14 protein-coding genes are annotated in these 19,436 nt (G+C 50.3%); 12 read left to right on the top strand and 2 right to left on the bottom strand.

What is annotated here, in order from left to right; translation table 11 throughout:
* Nucleotide 1 precedes the first annotated feature (1 nt).
* The 8 genes from FDZ78_RS10890 to FDZ78_RS10850 all read left to right on the top strand — a co-directional run bounded on the left by FDZ78_RS10890 (nt 2) and on the right by FDZ78_RS10850 (nt 7,762).
* Nucleotides 2-1,750 (top strand): RagB/SusD family nutrient uptake outer membrane protein, encoded by a 1,749-nt coding sequence (locus FDZ78_RS10890; RefSeq protein WP_124075517.1) that lies wholly within the window; start codon nt 2-4, stop codon nt 1,748-1,750.
* A 265-nt stretch (nt 1,751-2,015) separates the two neighbouring features.
* Entirely contained in the window at nt 2,016-2,921 is a 906-nt protein-coding gene (rfbA, locus tag FDZ78_RS10885) for a glucose-1-phosphate thymidylyltransferase RfbA (protein WP_107032932.1), read from the top strand.
* Nucleotides 2,922-2,937: 16 nt separating this feature from the next.
* The gene (gene rfbC, locus FDZ78_RS10880) at nt 2,938-3,516 is read left to right on the top strand and encodes a dTDP-4-dehydrorhamnose 3,5-epimerase (RefSeq protein WP_136408545.1); all 579 of its coding nucleotides are present in this window, start codon (nt 2,938-2,940) and stop codon (nt 3,514-3,516) included.
* Between the two features lie 27 nt (nt 3,517-3,543).
* Complete coding sequence (rfbD, locus tag FDZ78_RS10875) at nt 3,544-4,404, top strand: dTDP-4-dehydrorhamnose reductase (RefSeq protein ID WP_136408544.1); 861 nt, start codon at nt 3,544-3,546, stop codon at nt 4,402-4,404.
* Nucleotides 4,405-4,601: 197 nt separating this feature from the next.
* The gene (locus FDZ78_RS10870; protein WP_161553598.1) at nt 4,602-5,114 is read left to right on the top strand and encodes a hypothetical protein; all 513 of its coding nucleotides are present in this window, start codon (nt 4,602-4,604) and stop codon (nt 5,112-5,114) included.
* Nucleotide 5,115: 1 nt separating this feature from the next.
* On the top strand, nt 5,116-6,252 hold the full coding sequence (locus FDZ78_RS10865) for a dTDP-glucose 4,6-dehydratase (protein WP_136408543.1): 1,137 nt from the start codon (nt 5,116-5,118) through the stop codon (nt 6,250-6,252).
* 329 nt (nt 6,253-6,581) lie between these two features.
* Nucleotides 6,582-7,010: an RNA polymerase sigma factor gene (locus tag FDZ78_RS10860; RefSeq protein WP_136408542.1), complete on the top strand. Its 429-nt coding sequence runs from the start codon at nt 6,582-6,584 to the stop codon at nt 7,008-7,010.
* Between the two features lie 497 nt (nt 7,011-7,507).
* Nucleotides 7,508-7,762, top strand: a complete 255-nt coding sequence (locus tag FDZ78_RS10850) for a two-component regulator propeller domain-containing protein (RefSeq protein WP_168190010.1) — start codon at nt 7,508-7,510, stop codon at nt 7,760-7,762.
* A 13-nt stretch (nt 7,763-7,775) separates the two neighbouring features.
* On the opposite strand, the gene FDZ78_RS10845 is transcribed toward FDZ78_RS10850, so the two are convergent.
* The gene (locus FDZ78_RS10845; protein WP_240740261.1) at nt 7,776-8,741 is read right to left on the bottom strand and encodes a transposase; all 966 of its coding nucleotides are present in this window, start codon (nt 8,739-8,741) and stop codon (nt 7,776-7,778) included.
* A complete protein-coding gene (locus FDZ78_RS10840) occupies nt 8,716-9,087 on the bottom strand; it encodes a transposase family protein (RefSeq protein ID WP_107037111.1) in 372 nt (123 codons plus the stop codon). The genes FDZ78_RS10845 and FDZ78_RS10840 overlap by 26 nt, the downstream gene beginning before the upstream one ends.
* 30 nt (nt 9,088-9,117) lie before the next feature.
* On the opposite strand from FDZ78_RS10840, the gene FDZ78_RS10835 reads away from it, so the two are divergent.
* The 4 genes from FDZ78_RS10835 (at nt 9,118) to FDZ78_RS10820 (ending at nt 19,403) form a co-directional block, all read left to right on the top strand.
* On the top strand, nt 9,118-12,933 hold the full coding sequence (locus tag FDZ78_RS10835) for a hybrid sensor histidine kinase/response regulator transcription factor (RefSeq protein ID WP_137426202.1): 3,816 nt from the start codon (nt 9,118-9,120) through the stop codon (nt 12,931-12,933).
* Nucleotides 12,934-13,046: 113 nt separating this feature from the next.
* Nucleotides 13,047-14,546: a glycoside hydrolase family 43 protein gene (locus FDZ78_RS10830; RefSeq protein ID WP_123399460.1), complete on the top strand. Its 1,500-nt coding sequence runs from the start codon at nt 13,047-13,049 to the stop codon at nt 14,544-14,546.
* A gap of 106 nt (nt 14,547-14,652) precedes the next feature.
* The gene (locus FDZ78_RS10825; protein ID WP_136408540.1) at nt 14,653-17,808 is read left to right on the top strand and encodes a TonB-dependent receptor; all 3,156 of its coding nucleotides are present in this window, start codon (nt 14,653-14,655) and stop codon (nt 17,806-17,808) included.
* Between the two features lie 11 nt (nt 17,809-17,819).
* A complete protein-coding gene (locus FDZ78_RS10820) occupies nt 17,820-19,403 on the top strand; it encodes a RagB/SusD family nutrient uptake outer membrane protein (RefSeq protein WP_136408539.1) in 1,584 nt (527 codons plus the stop codon).
* The last annotated feature ends 33 nt before the right edge of the window (nt 19,404-19,436 follow it).

Here is a 19,436-nt window from a genome sequence, read left to right as displayed (position 1 = left end):
TATGACACACAATTTTAAGCTGAAATATCTCGCAGGAATCACCCTCGCAGCAGCCGCGCTCTGCAGCTGCGAAAGCCTTGATTATACACCCGGCGACCAGATGTCGGGACAGAATTTCTGGCAGACCGAAGACCATGCCCGGCAGGCAGCCATCGGAATGTATGCCGCAATGAAATCCACATGGTGCTTCGGACTGGAGTTCACATTTGACATGTGCAGTGATCTGGCTGACGGCACAAGCCCCTGGGCCGATATTTCGCGCGGCACATCGTTCGCCTCAAACAGCTCAGGAGTACAGAATCACTGGCAGTATCTCTATGAACTCGTCCACCGCTCCAACACAGTAATCCGCAACGTGGCCACAATGCCTATCAGCGCCACAACCATCGATCGCGTCACCGGAGAGGCCAAATTTCTCCGTGCTATGGCCTATTTCCGAATGCTCAACTGCTGGGGTGGAGTGCCATATTATGACGAAAGCTGTGACATTAACGAACAGTTTGCCCACCTTGACGCCCCGCGCAGTTCGGCAGAAGAAATCAGACAACATATAATCGACGATCTGACCGAAGCCATCGCCAAACTGCCGGTAAGCTGGGATGCCGAGAATCTCGGACGCGCCACCAAGGGTGCGGCCTACGCTTTGCGAGGCAAAGTCTACCTCTTCGACCGCCAGTGGGACAAGGCAATTGCAGACTTCGAGGAGATTGTCTACAACAAGTCCGAAAACTACGGCTATTCGCTTCATCCCGACTACAATGAACTGTTTCGCCTCTATAACGGCAGCCATAGTCCCGAAATGATCTTCTCGATCCAGTCGATCGACGGCAACACCGCCGGCTACGCTCTTGACATAGTGTCTTATTTCGGCAACAAATCCACCATGCGCCTAATTGCAGGCAATGCCATCGTACCCTCGACCACACTCGTTGATATGTATGAAAATCTCGATGGATCTCCCTTTGACTGGGACGATCTGTTTCCGGGGTTCAACAACGGCGGCTCCGACCTGCGCAAAAGCTACATGCGAGTAGCCATAGACCAGGCCAGCACAATGGTCACAAGCACTCTTGACTGCGACACATCGAAAGTCATGGACGCATACCGTCTGCGCGATCCGCGTCTGTGTCTGAACGTAATCACCCCATACTCCCACTATCTGGGCACGGATGCCGGATCAAATCCGATGGATAAGCAGTTTGTGCTTGCCGATCCCTCCAATGGCGGTGCTCCGATGGAAGCTATGGCATTCATACGCAACTCCGAAGGATGGAATTCATACTTCTGGCGCAAATGGATACCGACAGGCAATCTCGACGGCTATTGGGGAGAATACAACCGCACACCCTATGAATTCCCCTTGCTGCGCCTCGGCGATGTGCTGCTGATGCTGGCTGAGGCTTACAATGAAAGCGGAGCTACAGACAAGGCCATAGTCGAAGTCAACAAAGTGCGCGCCCGCGTAGGTATGCCCGGCCTTGACAGAGGTCCGGCATGGCTTGCCGTAGGCAGCAAAGAGGAAATGGCTGAAAGAATCCGGAGAGAACGCGCCTTCGAACTCGCCGGTGAAGGCCAGCGTTACTGGGACCTCCGCCGCTGGGGACTGCTTGAAGAATCGGTGAAGGATGCCACTGATATTTTCGGTGATCTGATGTACACACGTTCATATCAACCGCGCCATGAACTTTGGCCCATTCCGCTCGTTGAGATGGAACGCAATCTCAATCTGACACAAAATCCGGGCTGGTAAGCAACCCTGAAAAAATTAAGAGGTTGTTTTTGAACACCCTCTGATTCAGACCATCCGCAGAAATTGCAGGTGGTCTTTATATTATCTATTCCCAACGAGTCCATCAAGCCTGTAGTCCGGGAGGCCTGCCGGTGAATGATTGAAAAAAACAGATGGCCGGATTTGAAAAATCATCTAAAATTTCGTAATTTTGCATCGTCACAGACCTCTCCGCGAAAATAAATTTGTGACAGCTCCACCTGCAACCAGCCCACTTCACAAACATATGAAAGGAATCGTATTGGCCGGAGGTTCAGGCACACGCCTCTACCCTATCACCAAGGGAGTCAGCAAACAGATGCTCCCTATCTATGACAAACCCATGATCTACTATCCGGTCTCCACCCTGATGCTGGCCGGAATAAGAGACATTCTGATCATATCAACCCCGGCCGATCTACCCGGCTTCAAGCGTCTGCTCGGCGATGGCAGCGACTTCGGTGTCCGCTTCGAGTATGCCGAACAGCCGTCGCCCGACGGATTGGCCCAGGCTTTTATCATCGGCAAGGATTTCATAGGTGATGACTGCGCCTGCCTTGTGCTTGGCGACAACATTTTCCACGGCGCAGGCTTCTCCGGGCTGCTCCAGGAGTCAGTTGCCGCTGCTGAGAAGAGCGACAAGGCCACAGTGTTCGGCTATTGGGTAAGTGATCCCGAACGCTATGGAGTGGCGGAGTTCGACAAGGATGGCAACTGCCTGTCGATCGAGGAGAAACCTGAGCATCCGAAGTCGAACTATGCGGTGGTAGGCCTCTATTTCTACCCGAACAAGGTTGTCGACGTGGCTTCACGCATCAAACCCTCAGCCCGCGGAGAGCTGGAGATCACCACTGTCAACCAGGAGTTTCTGAATGACGGCGAACTGCGTGTGCAGACTCTTCCCCGCGGTTTTGCCTGGCTCGACACAGGCACTCACGATTCTCTCGCCGAGGCTTCGATCTATGTCGAGGTGCTTGAGAAGCGCCAGGGGCTGAAGATTGCCTGCCTTGAGGGCATAGCATACCGCCAGGGATGGATCTCACGCGAGCGGATGATCGAAATCGCAAAACCTATGCTGAAAAACCAGTACGGACAATATCTGATGAAGGTGATTGACGAGATTGACCGTACCGATTCCCCAAATCTCGACTGACATACACTCACATAAAATGGAAGTGATCAAGACCGATATCGAAGGCGTGGTGATAATCGAGCCCCGCATCTTCGCCGACTCACGAGGATATTTTTTCGAAAGCTATTCAAAGAAAGAATTCGATGAAAAAGTGCGCCCTGTGGATTTTGTGCAGGATAATGAAAGCTGCTCATCCTACGGAGTAATGCGCGGACTCCATTTTCAGGCTCCGCCGTTCACGCAGTCAAAGCTTGTGCGCTGCGTCAAAGGCCGTGTGCTTGACGTGGCCGTTGACATCCGCAAAGGCTCCCCGACCTATGGCCGCCACGTGGCGGTCGAGCTGTCGGAAGACAATCACCGTCAGTTTTTCGTGCCCCGCGGTTTCGCCCACGGTTTCGCCGTGCTCTCCGACATCGCCGTCTTCCAGTATAAATGTGACAACTACTACGCCCCGCAGGCCGACGGCGGAATATCGATTCTTGATACATCGCTCGGCATCGACTGGCTCATCGAGCCCGGCAAGGCCATTCTCAGCGAGAAAGACATGCGTCACCCGATGCTCAGTGACTTCGACTCCCCGTTTGACTATCACACAGATCTCTATTTTGCGGACTGACGTATTTAAAACAGACTCATAACCACCATGCGAATACTTGTAACAGGCGCCAGCGGCCAACTTGGCTCAAGCCTCAGAAAAGCGGCAGAAAACTCTCCGAACGAATATATTTTCACAGATGCCTATGACCTCGACATAACCGACCCCGAAGCCGTGGCACTCGGAGTGGGCTGCAACGATTTCCAGGCCATTGTCAACTGTGCGGCCTACACCAACGTAGACCGCGCCGAAGAGCAGGAGGATATTGCCGAGCGGATCAACGCCACCGCGGTTGGCTATCTCGCAAAAGCCGCCGCCGACAATGGCATCCCCCTGATCCACATCTCGACCGACTACGTTTTCGGCGGCAATCTCGGCAACACACCGCGCACCGAGAACGAACCGCTAAATCCCACCGGCGCCTATGGACGCACCAAACTGCACGGCGAGGAGGCAATCCTCAAAAGCGGATGCCGCCACATAATCATCCGCACGGCCTGGCTTTACTCGGAATACGGCAAAAACTTCGTCAAGACCATGCTCGGCCTCACGTCGACACGCCCACAGCTCAACGTTGTCTTCGACCAGGCCGGCACACCCACCTATGCCCAGGACCTGGCCGACGCCATCGTCGACATAATCGACAACGGTAAAATAGACGGAAACGAAGGCGTCTACCACTACTCCGACGAAGGGGTCTGCTCGTGGTATGACTTCACAAAAATAATTGCCGAGATAGCCGGCAACACAGACTGCGACATCCGCCCCTGTCATTCCGACGAATTCCCCTCGCCGGTGGTCCGCCCGTCATATTCCGTTCTTGACAAGACCAAATTCAAGAAAACCTTCGATTTGGAAATTCCCTATTGGACCGACTCACTGAAAATCTGTATCAATAACCTCAAATAATGGGTGTATTAGATAAGCTGTGGCATAACAGATGGATAATACGGGCTCTTATACCGTCAGTTATTTTTAATTTCCGTCATCTCCCTTTTAGCCAGGCTGCCAGGCTGCCGATTCTATTGCGCAAGGCCAGATTGCGAAATTGCAGCGGCAAGTTTATTTTTAACTGTCCTGTAAGATTCGGACTGGTCAAATTCGGAGTGAACAATGTTTCCTTATATCCTGACTCAGGAATAACTCTTGAAAACAGGGGAAAGATTGTTTTCAATGGATATTTATCTGTTGGAAATGCATCCGCCATTTCCGTAGGCGAGACCGGTGTGCTTGAATTCGGAGAAAAAGTTATTGCGACCTCAAGCCTGAAGATAGCATGCTATCACTCAATCAAATTGAATGATAATATTCTCATAGGCTGGGACTGCATGATGATCGACACCGATTTTCATAAGTTGAAATACACCGATCAGAAGAGATATTCGAAAGGCTACGGGAGTATCGCTGTCGGAAGTAATACATGGGTGGCTAACAACTGCAAATTATATAAAAATTCAACTATACCGGAAAACTGTGTAATCGGTGCCGATACTATAATTCATGGGCCGGTAGACTGTCAGCCCTACTCCCTTATTACAACTGAAATCAGCACAATAGTTAAAACCGTAGGAATTTATCATGACAAAGATGATGATGAAATTAATATAATCAGGAATTGAAATGAAGCGTAACATACTTATCACCGGCGGAGCCGGATTCATCGGATCGCACGTAGTCCGGCTTTTCGTCAACAAATATCCGGACTACCGTATTGTCAATCTCGACAAACTCACCTATGCCGGCAACCTCGCAAACCTCAAGGATATCGAAGACCGTCCGAACTACAGCTTTGTCAAGGCCGATATAGCCGATCTCGACGAAATGCGCCGCATAATCACAGAAAACCATATCGACGGCATCATCCACCTCGCCGCCGAAAGCCACGTGGACCGCTCGATCAAAGATCCCTTCACCTTCGCGCGCACAAACGTGATGGGCACCCTCTCTCTGCTCCAGGCAGCCAAAGAATACTGGGAATCACTCCCTGAAAAATACGAAGGCAAACTCTTCTACCACATCTCCACCGACGAAGTCTACGGCGCGCTCGAACTGACCGACCCGCAAGGTATCGAATCGCCCTTCACCACCACCGCCTCATCGACCGAACACCACCACGCCTACGGCCGGGAATTCTTTCTTGAGACAACCAAATACAACCCCCACTCACCCTATTCGGCCTCCAAGGCATCGAGCGACCACTTTGTGCGCGCCTACCATGACACCTACGGCATGCCGACGCTTGTCACAAACTGTTCCAACAACTATGGGCCCTACCAGTTCCCCGAAAAGCTAATACCGCTCTTCATCAACAACATCCGCCACCGCAAGCCCCTGCCGGTCTACGGCAAAGGCGAAAACGTCCGCGACTGGCTCTTTGTCGAAGACCATGCCCGCGCCATCGACCTGATTTTCCACAAAGGCAAAATAGCCGACACCTACAACATCGGTGGCTTCAACGAATGGAAAAACATCGACCTGATCAAAGTCATCATCCGCACCGTAGACCGTCTGCTCGGCAACCCCGAAGGCCACTCCGACAGCCTCATCACCTACGTCACTGACCGTCTCGGCCACGACATGCGCTATGCCATCGACTCACGCAAGCTCCAGCGTGAGCTCGGCTGGGAACCCTCACTCCAGTTTGAGGAAGGCATCGAAAAAACTGTCCGCTGGTATCTCGACAACCAAGCATGGATGGACCACATAACCTCAGGCGACTACCAGCGCTACTACGAGGATATGTACTCTAACCGCTGAGGCGAATCTTACCGCTGACTGATATCAGACCGGCTGACTGAGGCAGGCTTTACCACCCGCCACGTCAGCCGGTCTGATTTTTAGCGTTTGTTTAAGAAACTGTTTAAAATTAGAATTGAAAAAAATGTTATAGGGCATAACAAACCCTCAGCCAAAGTGTTGAAGGAGAAAAAACATTGTTCATATGCATAGAATCAATCTCTATCAGACACTTTTGACCGAGGGTCAATGGTCTTATAGAAGCTGATTTTATGCATACTAATCGTTTTTCTTCTACAAACACTCTGATTGAGGGTTTGTTATGCCACTTAAGGTTTAATTTGGTTTAAATTCAAACATTCTCTCAGAAACGACATTCGTTTGACACAGCCGAACAATGGCGCGCCCACATCCTTGCCTGTATCCGCAACAAGGCCATCTCGGCCCTGCGCAAACTTTCGGCCATGAGAAACTATACCGAATCAAAAAACGAAGATGATCATGAAGCCGATGCGACATGGGCACTGATTGAGCATGAGACACTCGACACCCTCTATGCAGCCATCAGAATGCTTCCGCCCGACTATCGCCAACTGCTTAAACTCAGTTTCGAAGACGGACTTAAGAACGCAGAAATAGCCGCAACCCTCGGAGTAGCTGAGATAACCGTGAAGAAACGTAAGGTGAAACTGCTTGAAATGCTGCGCAGAAACATGCCTGACGACATTGATCTGCCGACCATCGCCTTACTGCTCACAACTATGCTGAAAGCCGCCTGACCCGCAGATTTCAGACCTCCGGCGTGACCGGAAATCACCGTCATGTCCTGTTCTGATCGCCGCATCGACCGCACAAAACGCAAAAAATTGCCTCCGGATTTGGGAAATAGCAAAAAAACGCCTACCTTTGCATCGCTTTAGAGGATCGGTATCCCCTGATACCACGGATTCTTTGGGCAAAAGGATTGTCTTATGGTGTAATGGTAGCACTGCAGTTTTTGGTTCTGCCTGTCTTGGTTCGAATCCAGGTAAGACAACGTTTCAAATCGCCAGACCACTGAAAAAAACAGTGACCTGGCGATTTTCTTTTGTCAACCACGCCCCGCTGCCCTACATTTGTGCCGCCTAAAGGATAGAGCGATATCCGGCAGCAGATGACATGGTGACACATCATTGGAGACATCAGGAGACGTGACTTTACAGACATTCTTTTTTGACAGTTATGGATTATTGCATAATTTTGTATGAAAGTGAAAATGCAAAATTTCAGCCTCCGAATGAAAAGAATTCTGCTATGCATCCTGCTGTCATTGGCCGTCTGGCATATCAATGCCGAAAGTCATTATGTATTCCGGAAGTTAGACATTACAGACGGTCTGTCAAACAGCAATGTCAAAACCATTCTAAAAGACAACTACGGTTATCTCTGGGTCGGGACAGCCGCCGGGCTAAACAGATATGACGGTTATGGCTTCAGGCAATATTCAGGCTCAAGCCGAAAGCACGGTGCATATGTTAAATTGGGCAATTAGAAGTGTTAAATTTTTAGGCGTAGAGTTTGACTAATCGGAAGATGAAGAAGTCGCGGTCCCGGACACCACGCATTTGTGAGCGAAATATTTTGACTTTAGAGTTGAATGCCTCGGCAGAGGCATTGGTCGCACGACGACGGAAATAGTTCAGGATTGTTGGGGCGTGGTTCTTGAATGTTTTGATTACCGAGCGGAAGTTGTTGTTACCCAATGCCATTACCTTTTCATACCACTTGTTCATCCTCCCCATGGCTTTTGTCGGTGAGATTTTAGCGTTGAAAATCTTGCGCAGCTCCATCGCAAGGCTGTATGCAGCCTTCAATATTGGATAGTATTTGAACAGTATGTTGACACGATGGCGCTGTATGTCAGTCCATTTGTTCTGCGACATCATCAGAGTGTGTTTGCTGCGAGCCAGTATCTGGCGCATGGTCTCTCCGTTGGAGTACGTTACCGGCGGTTCGGACTTGTTGCGGTTGTTTTCCTCTGCGATGAGCTGTCGGCGAATGTCAATGCGGATTTCGTCAACGGCCTCATTATAGACCTGTTGGACATGAAAACGGTCGTTGACTACATGGGCGTTATAGAACACTTCTGCGGCTATGAGCATCATTGATGGCGAGAGATCGCAGGTCACTTCCTTGACCCTGCGTCTGATTGATTTCTCCATAGCTCCGATGAGTATGGATATAATTTCGTCACTCTTTGTTCCGGGAATGGCTGCCGCAAGTGTTCCCTTGCCTCCGTGGCCGTCCTTGTTGGTCAGGAACGTCCATACCTCCCCGTTGCTCAGACACGTCTCATCAAGACTCATGTAAGGGCCGATATTATCGGCGTTGAAATAGAACCCACAGCCAAGCTCCTGTTCGCACCAGTCGGCGTAACCGCTTATCTTATTGCGGTACAAGTCGGCAAAATGTTTGCCGTTGACGCAGTACATCTGCGCTATCTGTTTAATCGACAGGGCTGTCGTCTCCACCTTCGTCTTTTAAAAAAGCCACGAACTCGGCGCTGAGTCGTGTTCCTTCCTCGTTGGGAAGTTCGAGATTGTAGCTGAAGATTTCGTTGGTCTGCCTGTCCCACCACTTGTTCTTGCGCATGTGAAGAAATACAGGCCGTCCACGCATCGGATAGTCCTGTATTGTTACATAATCCGTATAGCCTCGCGCTACGATATTTGGATTACGATAGTCTTCATCAGACAGTTTCTTCTTTTCGTCAAGCCATATGTCATAGGACTGTTCCGTGCGCTCGAAGCGCACCATTTCAAATAGTTCGTCCATGCCCTCGGGCAGGCACATCCATATTGCATCTGCGGTTTTCATGCCACAAATTTAACACTTTTCTCAAAATTCATGCACCGTGCTTTCGGCTTGACCCAATATTCACTCGCTGCATCCAAGCGGGAAATGGACGAGTTCGTTGATGACATCTGGTCGCTGCAACAGGATGCCGACGGGAATATATGGGCGAAAAGCGCTGACTGTTATGCCGTCTACAACTCCCTGAAAGATGATTTCTCGACTGACATCGACAAATTGCTGGAATCTTATGGAATCACCGTTGAGCAGAAATACAGGATATACGTCGACCGCGAAGCTAACTTATGGGTTGTCACTGACAAGAAAATCTGGGCCTATGACATGAAAACGCGCACATTGCGCAGCATCGAACCCGGACTCAACCTCATCTGCGACGAAATCAACATAGCTGATAACCAGGCCTACATATATTTACTGGTGCCATCTGGCAGATTCCTGAAAATCGACAAACAGACTCTTGCCATCGAATCTCTTTCAGCTCCTGACGGAATAAAATCATTCAACAATATATATGCCGATTATCAACAGGGCCTCTGGCTTTTTTCCAACTATGACAACGACATATATTATCGCCAGAAATCAGCCCCCTGGAGCAAAATCTCACTGACTCCCGCCACCGAGACCCAAAGTAAAGGCATCAGAAGTATTCTTGACGACCGCAACGGCCATGTGTGGATCGGAACAGACCACAACGGAGCCTACATATTCGACCAGTCAGACGGCTCATTCCAGGCACTGCGCCATAACCTTCTGTCAAGCAGCTCACTGCCGTCTGACAATGTATCCTGTCTATATCAGGATGAATCAGGGACAATATGGCTCGGACATAACAAATCAGGCATATCATATTATAACAACGGCCTGCTGCAGTTTGAAAACTTCAGCCTATGCAGGGGCCTTGATGTAGCATCGCTGCTAACTGACAGCAGAAACAATCTGTGGATAGGCACTGACGGCAACGGACTGCTCATCCTGCGCCAAGGAAGCGAGATCATCGAGCGAATTCCGGCAGTGTTCAGCGGATCAATAATCTGCCTGGAGGAAGATTCCGACGGCCGCATATGGATCGGCAGCTACGGCAACGGTCTTTACTGTATAGACGGAAACAACGTCAGACATTTCACTACCGCCAACAGCACTCTCATATCAGACATTATCTGGGCTCTTCAGAACGACGGATCAGGCAATATATGGATAGCGACACTTCAAGGAACCCAATATATCAACAGCAAAACAGATAACTTCATATCCCTCCTCACGGCCAAAGGAGAACAGATCAACTCCATGTGTCTCCACTCAGACAAGAGTGACACAGTCTTTATCGGATCATTCGACGGCTTTTATAAGGTTGACACAGCCACAAAAAAAGCAAGAGGTCACTTCACAAACCGCCGCAATACCCAAAACCTGAAACAAGGATTTGTCACCCAGATCTACAAAGACCGCAAAGGACGCCTGTGGATCGGCCATAACCAAGGCCTCACGATCTGGGACACCTCACGTGACTCAATGTATTACCTTGACAAAAAGAGCGGACTGTGCGACAACATGATCCGAGCCATCCTGGAAGACAATGACGGCCACATATATGCCTCGACAAGCAACGGCCTCTCAATAATCACTGTCCGGGAGGCTGCAGACAGGACTCTGAGCTACAGCATGAGAAACTACACTAAAAAGGACGGTCTCAAAAGCACATTCTTCAATTCAAAATCCGTCACGCGTCCCGACAGCAACTCCATTCTGTTCGGCACCTCAGACGGATGCATATCATTCTATCCGGAAAAAGTGTTCAAAGACCGGCGTCTGCCACCTGACATACTGTTCACTGGCCTCTACATCGGAGGCACACGCATAGCCATCGACTCCATCTACGATGGCCGCCTGATTCTTAAAAATGCGCTGGAGGAAACAAAGCAGATAGAACTTAGCTACGACGACAGACTTATCACCATCGAATTTACAGTCTGTGACCTGACCGGCCAATCAGGAGTACGCTATGCCTACATGCTTGAAGGCATTGACTCCCGATGGATCTTTACTGATGAAAACAAAGTGACTTTTACATCACTCCCTTATGGCAATTACAGACTTTTAGTAAAATCCGGTCTCCCGAACGGCAACTGGAAGGAAGATCCGGCCATCCTTGAAATCCGCGTCAGACCTCCATTCTATATGTCAATCTGGGCCTGCATCATATATATGGCTATTATCATCGGCGGAATAATACTGACAGCAAATCTCATCAAAAGAAGACATCGTCAGAAACTTGCCATCCAGCGGCAGGCCATCGAAAGCCAGCAGATAGTACGGATCAACGAACTCAAACTTAAATTCTTCACTAATATCAGCCACGATCTGCGCACACCGCTCACTCTCATCATGGCTCCTCTCCAGGTCTTGCTTGACGAAGTGAAAGATGAACCGACGAGAAAGAAACTGCTGACAATATTTTCAAACGCCCGACGACTTCTCGACCTTATCAACACACTGCTTGATTTCCGCAAACTCGATGTAGGAGCTGAAGGTCTCCACTGCCGTAAAGATGACATCATGCGTTTCATCAGCGAACAGTGTGCCCTTTTCACAGACTACGCAGCAAACCGCAACATGGATTTTACCGCCGAATGCGATCCGTCAGGCTATATGATGGACTTTGACTCCGCGAAAGTAGGCAAAATCCTTAACAACCTGCTGTCTAACGCGTTTAAATATACCCCTGACGGAGGCAGCGTCAGTGTGAAAGCCACTCTGAAAGACAGAGATCTGACAATCCGCATCGCCGACAGCGGCCAAGGCATAAGTCCGGAAGCAAAAAAGCATATCTTCGAACGCTTCTATCAGGGCGAGCAGGGCAACCATAAAACCGGAAGCGGAATCGGACTGCATATAGCGAATGAATACGCCCGCATGCACGGAGGCGATATCTCAGTCAGCGACAATCAGCCAAAAGGGTCTGTATTCACTCTGACTCTACCGGTTGACGGATGCTCCGCTCAATCCGATCTTGAAAAAAACTCCGGCGCCTCCGGGACTCCGGCCGAGCCACCGGCTCCAGAAAACACCTCTGAAGAATCATCTGCCGCGGACTCTCCTGCCACCATTCTTATTGTGGATGACAACGAGGAGTATCGCGATTTCATAGCCGACACTCTATCCAAAGACTACACGATATTCAAAGCAGGCAACGGACGTGAGGCGCTTGACATCATGGCCAAAGGAAACATCAGCCTGATTGTTAGCGATGTGATGATGCCGGTTATGGACGGAATGGAACTATGCCGGCAGGTCAAGACCAATATCCGGTGGTCTCACATCCCGGTCATACTGCTGACCGCCAAAACCGCTGAGGAATACCGCCTCGAAGGGCTCGAACTCGGAGCCGACGACTATCTGACCAAACCGTTCAATCTCAAGCTTCTGCAACTGCGCATAAAGAAATTCATCGACCTGTTCGAACGCAACCACCGGATGTTCAGCGACAAGCTCGATGTCTCCCCAAGCGAGATCACCATAACCTCACTTGATGAGAAACTCGTTGAAAAAGCCATTCGCATTGTCGAGGAGCATATGAGCGACTCTGACTTCTCCGTCGAGTTACTGAGTTCCGAACTTGCCCTTAGCCGCGGATATCTCTATAAAAAACTTATGGCTATCACAGGCAAAGGCCCGGCTGAATTCATACGCACCATCAGATTGAAACGCGCCCGGCAGCTGCTTGAGCAAAGCCAGATGCAGGTTGCCGAAATCGCCTACATGTGCGGTTTCAACTCTCCACGACGCTTTGCCCAGAATTTCAAAAACGAGTTCGGAATGTTGCCTTCTGAGTTTTTGAAGGGCCGTACATGATTCATGATACATTGCGGCGCATTCCAGAACACATAATGGGCTGAGACTATCCGAGGGCTGTAACTATATTTGTTTCAGCTAATCATTATCAGCCTCTAACACAAATCAGTCTTATGTTATCAAAAAAGCAACTTGCCAGTATTTTTGCTATCACCTTACTTATAAACGGATCTTCCGCCGCCGAAGCCGCGGAAGACCATCAGTTTGAGAAGACGCCGAAACTCGGCACCGGAAACTGCAATCCGCTGCTTGACTTTCTGCATGTAGCCGATCCGACCGCCGTAGTTCATAACGGGCGTGTGTATGTCTATGGCACAAACGACCAGCAAGAACTTGACTCCGTGGGTCGCGATGGCAAAAACAGCTACGCACATATCCATTCTCTCGTGATGATGTCGTCAGACGACATGGTCAACTGGACATACCACGGAATAATAGACGTAGAGCAGGCTGCCCCCTGGACCGGCAAAAAAGGCGTATCATGGGCTCCGTCCATAATCTCACGCGCCGAAAGTGACGGCCTGACTCATTTCTATATGTACTACTCCCACGGCGGAGGCGGTGTCGGTGTCATCACCGCAACTTCTCCTGTAGGCCCCTGGACCGACCCGCTCGGTCATGACCTTATAGATGTGAACACCCCCGGACTTACAGACTGCCCGGCCCCCTTCGATCCCGGTGCGGTCATTGACGAAAACGGCGTAGGCTGGCTGTCATTCGGGGGAGGACGCAGCTCAAAAGCCACCACATTCCTGCCGGGAAGCGCCCGCATAGTCCGCCTCGGAAGCGACCTTCTGAGCCTCGACAGCGAAATCAGCGAAATTCCTGCTCCATACTTCTTTGAAGCCAGTGAGCTGAATTATATAAACGGCACATGGGTCTACTCCTACAGTACCGACTGGGTCGACCGCACCGAATGGAACGATCCAGAAGTCTCGCACCCCTCAATCTGTTCGATCGGTTATATGACATCGACCGACCCGCTCAACCGCGACAGCTGGAAATTCCGTGGCGACATTCTCAAAAATCCTCATGACTATGGGATGGAATATACAAACAACCACACACACTTCCTGCGTTTCAACAATGAGTATTACATCTTCTATCACACCAATCACCTTGCTGACTTCAGAGGCATCACTACCGGCTACCGGAATATCTGCGTAGACCGACTTGAAGTTGACGAAAACAGCATCGCGATACCGACTGGACAGATGACCCAGACCGGAGTCTCACAGATCAAACCGCTCGATCCGTTCGCCTGGCAGCAGGCCGAGACCGTAGCCGCCACCTCAGGCATAAAATTCGAACACACTGACGTGGCCGGCAACATGGTTGCCTGCGGATTAGGCTCAGGTCAGCAGTCTGAAGTCCGTGGCGCAGACTTCGGGAAAGGAGCTTCTCGATTCGAAGCCAAAGTCAGAGGCAAAGGTGTTATCGACATTCACATCGGAAGCTCCAAAGGCAAGCGTGTAGGAAGCCTCGTCATTGATCATCCCCAATGGCAGACCGTCAGCGTCCGGCTCGGCAAAAAGCTCAAAGGGAGCCAGGACCTCTGCTTCGTCTACCGGGACGGCGATTTCAAATTCGACGAATGGCGTTTCATCCGCTGATCACACATTGCCATAGACACAGACGCTCTATACATATTAAAAGTCGTTAAAAACAACCTCTTAAACCTGAAAACATTTATCATTTTACCATTAATATCATGAAGTTATGCAAGTCGCATTGAAAAAACAACGGCACCTGTTACGATTGATAGTTGCCGTGTTGCTGGGATGTGTTGTCTTCCCAAGTTTTGCACAGGACTTTAAACTTACCGGCGTGGTCAGAGGCGCTGATGACAATATGCCTCTGATCGGAGCCACAGTAAGAGTCCAGTCCGGAGCAGTCACTGTCACTGATGCCGATGGCGCTTTCAGCGTCAATGTCAGAAAAGGACAGACTGTGACATTCTCCTACATCGGCTACACAACCCAAAGCATCAAAATCAGTGACAGATCCAAAGTCGAGATCTATCTCAAGGAAGACTCCAAAACGCTGGATGAAGTAGTGGTTGTCGGTTACGGAACCATGAAGCGCAGCGACCTGACAGGATCTGTGGTATCAGTCTCTGCGGAAGACATCAAAAAAACCGTGGCCACATCGCTTGACCAGGCTCTTCAGGGCCGCGCGGCCGGTGTGCAGGTGACACAGAACTCCGGTGCCCCCGGCGGCGGTATCTCGGTCAGCATCCGAGGCACAAACTCGCTCAACGGCAACGAACCTCTCTACGTCATCGACGGTGTGCCCCTCTCCGGCCAGGCCGACGGCAATTCAAATGCTCTTTCAGCCATCAACCCCTCTGACATCGTGTCAATGGAGGTGCTGAAAGACGCATCGGCCACAGCCATTTACGGTTCACGCGCAAGCAACGGCGTGATCATGATCACTACCCGGCGTGGTGAAGCAGGAAAAACAAAACTCAGCTATGAAGGATATTACGGAATCCAGAACATCCCCGACCGCCTCGATGTAATGGACCTGCGCCAGTTCGCCACCTACCGTAACCTCCGTGCCGAGGTGATGGGCTTCGGCGCCACCGAGGAATTCGCCGATGTGTCTATTCTCGGCAAAGGCACAGACTGGCAGGACGAAATTTTCAGAACAGCCCATATGCATAACCACCAGCTGACAGTCTCAGGCGGCAACGATTGGGGTAAATATGCCATCGGCTTAGGCTATCTCGGTCAGGACGGTATTGCTATCGGATCAGATTTCGAGCGTCTGTCAGGCCGAATCAACATCGACACCAACATCACCAAATGGCTTTCATTCGGTGTCAGCGCCTCTTTGAGCCGCACAAAGCAGACCAACACGATTGACAACGGCAATATCATCCGCACCGCACTTGACCAGCACCCCAACGTACCTGTCAGAAACCCTGACGGATCATACGGCTATCAGACCGAAGACAACAACTTCGGCACATTCTATGCAAACCCCGTGGCCGATGCTCTCCTCCGCGAAGATTATAACCGCGGAACCGACTTCTACGGCAACCTGTTTGCCGACTTCAAGATCATCAACGGTCTGAATCTGCGTGTGGAATACGGCGGAGGCTTCAACTACAGCAACCACTACTATTACCGCCCGACTTACGACTACGGATTTTTCATTCAGGACTCTGAAAGCTCACGAAGCGCAAGCAACGGCAAGAACTACTTCTTCAAGACATTCCTGACCTACGACAAGCACATCCGCAACCACTCGTTCAACGTGATGATCGGTCATGAGTCAAGTGAAAACGAATATGAATATCTCTCCGGAAGCCGAAAAAACTACTTCCTCAACTCAGTCCACGAACTTGTAGCCGGCGATGCGCTGACAGCCAAAAACAACAGTTCGAGAGGATCAGGCTCGATGGAGTCATACTTCGGACGCGCCAACTACAATTTTGCAGACCGCTACCTGCTGACCTTCACACTGCGTGCCGACGGATCTTCGAACTTCGGCAAAGCCAACCGCTGGGGCTGGTTCCCCTCAGCAGCCTTCGGATGGCGCATCTCTCAGGAAAAATTCATGAAAAATGTAGAACCGGTCAATAACCTCAAACTGCGTTTAGGATGGGGTATAGTCGGAAACCAGAACGCCGGAGCATACGCCTACGGCACCACAATGGCTTCAAGCGCCACTATCTGGGGCGCCGGATTCTATGCCGGAAACTACTCCAACGACAAACTCAAATGGGAAGAAACAAAATCGTACAACGTCGGTCTTGATCTGGCCATGTTCAACAACAGACTCGAATTCATAATCGACGCCTATCTTAAAAAGACAGACAATCTGCTTATGCAGGCCTCACTGCCTGACTACGTGACCTCCATAATCTCCTCACCTTGGGTCAATGCCGGAGCCATAGAAAACAAAGGCTTCGAATGGACTCTGAACACCGTCAACATCAGCACCCGCGACTTCTCATGGCGTACCGGATTCACCTTCTCGCTTAACCGCAACAAGGTTACCAAACTCTACACCAAGACATCAAGCATCACCGGAAAGATCGGCGCCGACACCTATACCAACACCGTTGTCGGACAGCCCGTAGGCCAGTTCTACGGCTACAACGTAATCGGCATGTTCAAGGAAGCTGACGATTTCTATGTCAAAGACCAGAACGGCGACTTCATGCTTGACGACAACTTCAACAAAATTCTCGTGGCAATTCCTGAGGGCAAGACAATCAAGGAAAACGAAATCTGGTATGGAGACTACATATTCGAAGACGTGAACAAAGACGGAGTAATCAATGAAAGCGACCGTAAGTTCATAGGCAATCCTGAGCCAAAATTCACTTACGGATTCAACACCACCCTTACTTACAAAGACTTTGACTTCAACCTCTCACTTGTAGGAGTACATGGCAACAAGGTGTTCAACTACCTGCGCCAGGTCTACACAGACCCTATGAGAAACTCCAATCTTCTCATGGAAACCACAAGGCTCGCCAACGTAGGGCTCATTGATCCGGACGGAGGCCATACGTTTGAAAACATGCATGTGATCAACTCCGACGCCCGTATCTGCCGCATCGCTCTTGACAATTCGAACAACAACAACCGCATGAGCAGCTATTTCGTTGAAGACGGTTCATATCTGCGCGTCAAGAACATATCATTGGGCTATACTTTCCCGAAACAGCTGATAGAGCGTGCAAGCATCGAGAACCTCCGCCTCTATTTCAACGTGCAGAATCCTTTCACATTCACCCGTTACAAAGGATTCGACCCCGAAATCGGAGCCTACAACTATAACGTGCTCACACGCGGCATCGACTATGCCCGCTATCCTTCACAGGTGATCTACACCTTCGGACTCAATGTCTCACTTTAACCTTAACACCAATGAAAAAATTATATATTCCATTGATCGCTATCGCCGCCGCTTCATGCGTTGCATCATGCAGCGACGACTTTCTTGAGAAACTCCCGCAGGGAAACTATGTAGACGGAACTTTCTATGTCTCTGACAAAGCACTCGAATCAGCGACATCCGTACTCTATAACAGACCCTGGTTTGAATATAACGGAGAAGGCGCACTCTGCATCAGCAGTCTCGCCAATGAATGTTTCGACGCATGGAACTTTCCGCAGTTCAACACCTTGCAGGTCACCGCACTTGACAGCCACCTGTCAAACATCTGGAGGTCATTCTATGCCGTAGTGACGATGTCAAACTCTGTCATTGAGGCCTGCGAGACCAAAGCGACCGCCGACTGCACCGAAGAGGGAATCCATCGCGCCATCGGTGAAGCGCGCCTGATGCGTGCTGCCGCATATTTCTATGCCCTGCGTCTGTGGGGACCGGTCATTCTCTTCGAACACAATCAGGAGATAGTCGACAACCCTGTGCGGCCTCTCAACAAGGAAGAAGACGTGTTCAAATTCATCATCCGTGACCTTGAATATGCCGCTGAATATCTACCTGAATCATGGATCAAAGGGCGCGCAACCTGCTGGGCCGCGAAAGCTCTTCTTGCCAAAGTCTACCTCTGCCGTTCCGGATGGAACGGAGGAAACCGCGACGAGGCCGACCTTGAAAAATGCAAGGAACTCTGCGAGGACGTCTGCACCAAAAGCGGGCTGAAACTGCTCCCCACATATGCAGATCTCTTCAAATACAAATTCAACAACAATGAGGAATCTCTGCTGGCTATGCAGTGGGTGCCGCTCGGAGAATGGGGAACACAGAACACACTCTACTCTATCCTCTCATTCTCTGACATCTCCGGAGGCGTAGCCGCATGGGGCTCTCCATTCGCACCGCTCGAAATGCTCGACCAGTACGAACATTCCGACACAATCCGCCGCAACGCCACATATTTCACCCAGCACTCGTTCTATCCCGAACTCTGCAAGGAAAAAGGCGGCTATCACTACGACAAGGAAAACGCCCAGACCAAGAAAGGCGCCATCGGTGGGCCTGACGATGACAATGACGGCAATGTGGGTCCCATGAGCTCTCCGCTCAACACCTATATAATACGTCTCGCCGACACTTATCTAACCTATGCGGAAGCCTGCCTCGGCAATCAGGAAAAACTCACCGGCGGTCCCGGCCTCGAATACTTCAACAAAGTCAGAGAAAGAGCCATGATCGACCCCAAGACATCCGTTACATTCGATGACATTATCCGTGAGCGCCGCATTGAATTCAGCATGGAATACACCAACTGGTATGAATACATCACCTGGTTCAAATGGAAACCTGAAAAGATTCTCAATATGATCAACAATCAGGAACGCGGCACCCGCGCCGACAAAATCAAAAAAGATTCTGACGGCGAACTGATAATCGAAGGCATCATCCAGCCTACCTCACCTGTAGTCGTGATAGCAAGCAAGATGTTCATGCCTTATCCCGAAAACGATGTGATCCAGAACCCGCTGCTCAAAGCAGAACCTGTCAGCTATAATTTCAAAGACTAAGAGAGTGGTATATCAAACGAAATAACATGATAA

This window comes from Duncaniella sp. B8 (genome assembly GCF_005304985.1).
Lineage (GTDB): Bacteria > Bacteroidota > Bacteroidia > Bacteroidales > Muribaculaceae > Duncaniella > Duncaniella muris.
Note: the sequence above shows the minus strand (reverse complement) of the source record. Positions and strands in the feature narration are given on the sequence as shown.